The sequence below is a fragment of the Aeromonas aquatica genome (assembly GCF_000764655.1).
GTDB classification, from domain to species: domain Bacteria; phylum Pseudomonadota; class Gammaproteobacteria; order Enterobacterales; family Aeromonadaceae; genus Aeromonas; species Aeromonas aquatica.
Genome location: NZ_JRGL01000035.1, coordinates 1 through 3,822 on the forward strand (window position 1 = coordinate 1; position 3,822 = coordinate 3,822).

A 3,822-nucleotide genomic window follows, 5' to 3' on the forward strand; every position below is an offset into this window, starting at 1 on the left:
GGGGGCACCCTGTCTTGCAGCAGAGCCAGCTCCTCGGCGATGTCCGGCGGCAGGAGATCGCGCCGGGTCGACAGCATCTGGCCGAACTTGATGAAGATGGGGCCGAGGGCCTCGAAGGCGAGGCGGATGCGGGCACCGCGGTTCAGATCTGGCTGCTTGTTCTTGAGCCAGAACAGGCTGCGACGCAGCAGGCGGCCCGGCCAGGGCTGATAACGGGCAGGCACCAGCTCATCGATGCCTTGCTCCAGCAGTATGCTGACGATGCGATAGAGGCGCTTGAACTCCTTCGGGGTCATCAGCTCACCTGCTGTTCGAAGCGGGCGAGCCGCAACTCGACGGCCTTCATGTGCTGGGCCAGCAGCTCGACGTCGTCGTTGAAACTGGCGACCTCGAGCGGGCCGGGGGCGAGCCGAGCCTCTTCGGTCAGGTACTCGGCCAGCTGGCGCTGGGTGCGGCACAACTCGCGCCCCACTAGACGACGCGCCTGACGGGCACCGCCGCACAGGGTGTGGGCCAGTACGTCACCGGTATAGCGAGAGAGTTCTTCTTCCCAGTCGATGTCGAGCTCTCCCAGCAGGGCGCTGAACGCCTGTACCAGCTGGGGATCGCCGCTCAGATCGAGTCGCTCCTCGCGGATATAGCGGGTCAGGGCGGAAGGGTCTTTCAGCAGGCCAAGGGCCGTCAAGGAGAGGCTCAGCACCGCATCGGCCTCCCCCTCAAACTGAGCCAGCACGTCGAGGCGGCGCTCGGAGAACACAAACCAGAGCGGCTTGAGTTCACGCAACTCCAGCTTGAGCACCTTGCCCGCCAGCTTGCGCAGCCGCTCCGGGCTCTGTTTGTCGAGATTAAGCAGCTGGTTGAGGCTGGTTTCGATCACCGCGGTGACCATGGCATCCATCGGCATAGGCAACCTTAAAACTTGTATCCACGGTGCAGGGCGACGACCCCCTGGGTCAGGTTGTAGAAGTCCACCTGATCGAAGCCGGCGTTCTCCATCATGCCCTTCAGGGTCTGCTGATCCGGGTGCATGCGGATGGATTCCGCCAGGTACTTGTAGCTCTCGCTGTCGTTCGCAACCAGCTCGCCCATCTTGGGCAACAGCTTGAAGGAGTAGAGATCGTACAGCTTGGCGATCACCTCGCTCTCGGGCTTGGAGAACTCCAGCACCAGCAGGCGTCCGCCCGGCTTGAGCACCCGATACATGGAGGCGAGCGCCTTGTCCTTGTCGGTGACGTTGCGCAGACCGAAGCCGATGGTGATGACGTCGAAGTGGTTGTCCGGGAAGGGCAGCGCCTCGGCGTTGGCCTGCACGTAGGAGACGTTGTTCGCCACCCCCAGGTTGCGCAGCTTGTCGCGGCCCACCTTGAGCATGGAGTCGTTGATGTCCGCCAGCACGACCTGGCCAGTATCACCGACGATGCGGGAGAATTTGGCAGTCAAATCCCCTGTACCACCGGCTAGATCCAGCACTTTCTGACCTTTACGCACGCCTGAGCAGTCGATTGTGAAGCGCTTCCAGAGGCGGTGAATGCCGAACGACATCAGGTCGTTCATCAGATCATACTTGGCCGCCACCGAATGGAAGACGCCAGCCACCAGAGTTTCCTTCTCGGTCGCCGCCACGGTTTTATAGCCAAAATGCGTAGTATTCGTCTGTTCCGACATCCCTCAAACACCCATAGAGCAAAGAATGGCCGCCAGTTTACCAGAGCCGCCAGCGTCCGGACACCTTAAACCCGGCTCGCCACCAACTGCATTCCCAGTACCACCATGGCGAGGCAGAGGAAGACGTTGAGCGCCGTGTTGAGCAGCGCCTTCAGATAGGCCCCTTGCTGGGCCAGCAGCACGGTATCCAGGGCGAAGGAGGAGAAGGTAGTCAAAGCCCCCAGAATACCCACCATCAGCAGCGGTTTCATCGGGCTTTCCAGCACATGGCCGTGACTGATGAGCGCGAAGGCCAGCCCCATGATGAAGGAGCCGACCACGTTGACCGCCAGGGTACCGTAGGGGAAGTTGCGGCCGAGCATCAGGGCGAGCAGCTCGGTCATGCCGAAACGCAGGCAGGCACCGATGGCGCCACCGACGGCAACAAATAACCAGGTTTGCATAGTAACGGACTCCGTCGTGTCAGGCTGGCATTATGCAAAAGGTGCTCGCTTGGTGATAGTGGCGAGATCAAGACCGGGGTGGCTAGCGGCGAAAATCGACCACTTCCTCTGTCAGCAGGTGCAGCGAGGTGCTGGCCGGCCGGGTCTCGGCGATGACGCTGCCATGGCGGATGGAATAGCGCACCGGCACCTGGCGCCGCACCGCATCGAAGCCGTTCTCCGCCGGCAGGATCAGCAGGTTGGCGGGTTTGCCTACCTCAAGCCCGTAGCGATCCTGCACGTTGAGGGTACGAGCGCTGTGCTCACCGATCAGCTTCAGGCTGTCATTGATCTGCTCGTATCCCATTAGCTGGCAAACATGCAGCCCCATGTGCAGCACCTGCAGCATGTTGCCGGTCCCCATGGGATACCAGGGATCGAACACATCGTCGTGGCCGAAGCAGACGTTGATGCCCGCCTCCAGCATCTCCTTCACCCGGGTGACACCGCGGCGTTTGGGGTAGGTATCGAACCGCCCCTGCAGGTGGATGTTCACCAGTGGGTTGGCCACGAAGTTGATGTCGGCCATCCGCAGCAAGCGGAACAGGCGGGAGGCGTAGGCCCCGTTGTAGGAGTGCATGGCGGTGGTATGACTGGCGGTGACCCTGGCGCCCATGCCGCGCTCATAGGCCAGGGTGGCCAGGGTCTCGATGAAGCGGGACTGCTCATCGTCTATCTCGTCGCAATGCACATCGACCAGCACCTGGTACTTGTCGGCCAGCTCGAAGATGTGATGCAGGCTCTCGATCCCGTATTCACGGGTGAACTCGAAGTGAGGGATGGCCCCAATCACATCAGCTCCCAGCCTGAGCGCCTCTTCCAGCAGGGCCCTGCCGTTGGGATAGGAGAGGATCCCCTCCTGCGGGAAGGCGACTATCTGCAGCTCGACCCAGGGCTTCATCTCTTCGCGCACCTCCAGCATGGCCTTCAGCGCGATCAGCTTGGGATCGGATACATCAACATGGGTGCGCACGAACTGGATGCCGTTGGCCATCTGCCATTTCAGGGTCTGGATGGCGCGGCGCTTGACGTCCTCGTGGGTCAACAGCGCCTTGCGCTCGGCCCAGCGCTCTATCCCCTCGAACAGGGTGCCGGAGATATTCCAGCTCGGCTCACCCGCGGTCTGGGTGGTATCGAGGTGAATATGGGGCTCGATAAAGGGGGCGATGGCGAGCCCCCCTTCTCCATCCAGTTCAGACGCAGAGGAGAGCGATTTCGTCATGGGCTCTATGGCCCGGATATAGCCCTCGTGGCAGAGGATCTGCCAGAAACCCTCACGGTCAGCCAAACGCACCTTCTGTATCAACATGTTTTTCTTCCCTATTTTAGGAAACCCAGGCCTTTTCCAACCCGGAACTTAGCTTGGATCAATTTAATAGAAAAGTGTTCACATTGAATACATATGAAAACGCTACCATTGATAAACAGACACAATAAGGGAGTAATCGGGATGAAAGCAGGATTGACCGAGATAGGAAGCGCCAGCCTGTTTCACGAGTATTTGCAGACGCTGGGCATCCGCAAGCCGCCGTTGACCTCGATCGAAGACAACTGGGAATACAAGCGCGGGGAGAAACTGCTGGCTGCCATCCAAATAGAACAATCGGGGCAGGCCCGGTTCTATCTCGATGCCAGGCAGATATCGGTGAACTGAAAAATGCGTGTCTAGTCCTGA

General features: G+C 60.3%; 5 protein-coding genes and 1 pseudogene. 1 reads left to right on the forward strand and 5 read right to left on the reverse strand.

Features of this window, described 5'->3' with window-relative positions; all coding sequences use genetic code 11:
* The 5 genes and pseudogenes from ubiB to LG30_RS0107335 all read right to left on the reverse strand — a co-directional run.
* A pseudogene (ubiB, locus tag LG30_RS0107315) lies at positions 1-296 on the reverse strand (ubiquinone biosynthesis regulatory protein kinase UbiB); the annotation flags it as partial.
* Positions 296-904, reverse strand: a complete 609-nt coding sequence (locus tag LG30_RS0107320) for a ubiquinone biosynthesis accessory factor UbiJ (protein ID WP_033130056.1) — start codon at positions 902-904, stop codon at positions 296-298. The pseudogene ubiB and the gene LG30_RS0107320, both read right to left, overlap by 1 nt.
* Before the next feature lie 8 nt (positions 905-912).
* Positions 913-1,665, reverse strand: a complete 753-nt coding sequence (gene ubiE, locus LG30_RS0107325) for a bifunctional demethylmenaquinone methyltransferase/2-methoxy-6-polyprenyl-1,4-benzoquinol methylase UbiE (protein WP_033130057.1) — start codon at positions 1,663-1,665, stop codon at positions 913-915.
* A 65-nt stretch (positions 1,666-1,730) separates the two neighbouring features.
* Positions 1,731-2,108, reverse strand: coding sequence for a fluoride efflux transporter CrcB (gene crcB / locus LG30_RS0107330; RefSeq protein WP_033130058.1), 378 nt, complete (start codon positions 2,106-2,108; stop codon positions 1,731-1,733).
* 82 nt (positions 2,109-2,190) lie between these two features.
* Entirely contained in the window at positions 2,191-3,456 is a 1,266-nt protein-coding gene (locus LG30_RS0107335; RefSeq protein WP_033130059.1) for a cytosine deaminase, read from the reverse strand.
* A gap of 93 nt (positions 3,457-3,549) precedes the next feature.
* Between LG30_RS0107335 and LG30_RS0107340 the strand changes: the two genes are divergently transcribed.
* Entirely contained in the window at positions 3,550-3,801 is a 252-nt protein-coding gene (locus LG30_RS0107340) for a hypothetical protein (RefSeq protein WP_052100881.1), read from the forward strand.
* Positions 3,802-3,822 lie beyond the last annotated feature (21 nt).

Bases quoted from the DNA above. Each gene is read 5' to 3' on its own strand.
- LG30_RS0107335 (WP_033130059.1), bottom strand. From the start codon at position 3,456: ATGTTGATACAGAAGGTGCGTTTGGCTGACCGTGAGGGTTTCTGGCAG.
- crcB (WP_033130058.1), bottom strand. From the start codon at position 2,108: ATGCAAACCTGGTTATTTGTTGCCGTCGGTGGCGCCATCGGTGCCTGC.
- LG30_RS0107340 (WP_052100881.1), top strand. From the start codon at position 3,550: ATGAAAACGCTACCATTGATAAACAGACACAATAAGGGAGTAATCGGG.
- LG30_RS0107320 (WP_033130056.1), bottom strand. From the start codon at position 904: ATGCCGATGGATGCCATGGTCACCGCGGTGATCGAAACCAGCCTCAAC.
- ubiE (WP_033130057.1), bottom strand. From the start codon at position 1,665: ATGTCGGAACAGACGAATACTACGCATTTTGGCTATAAAACCGTGGCG.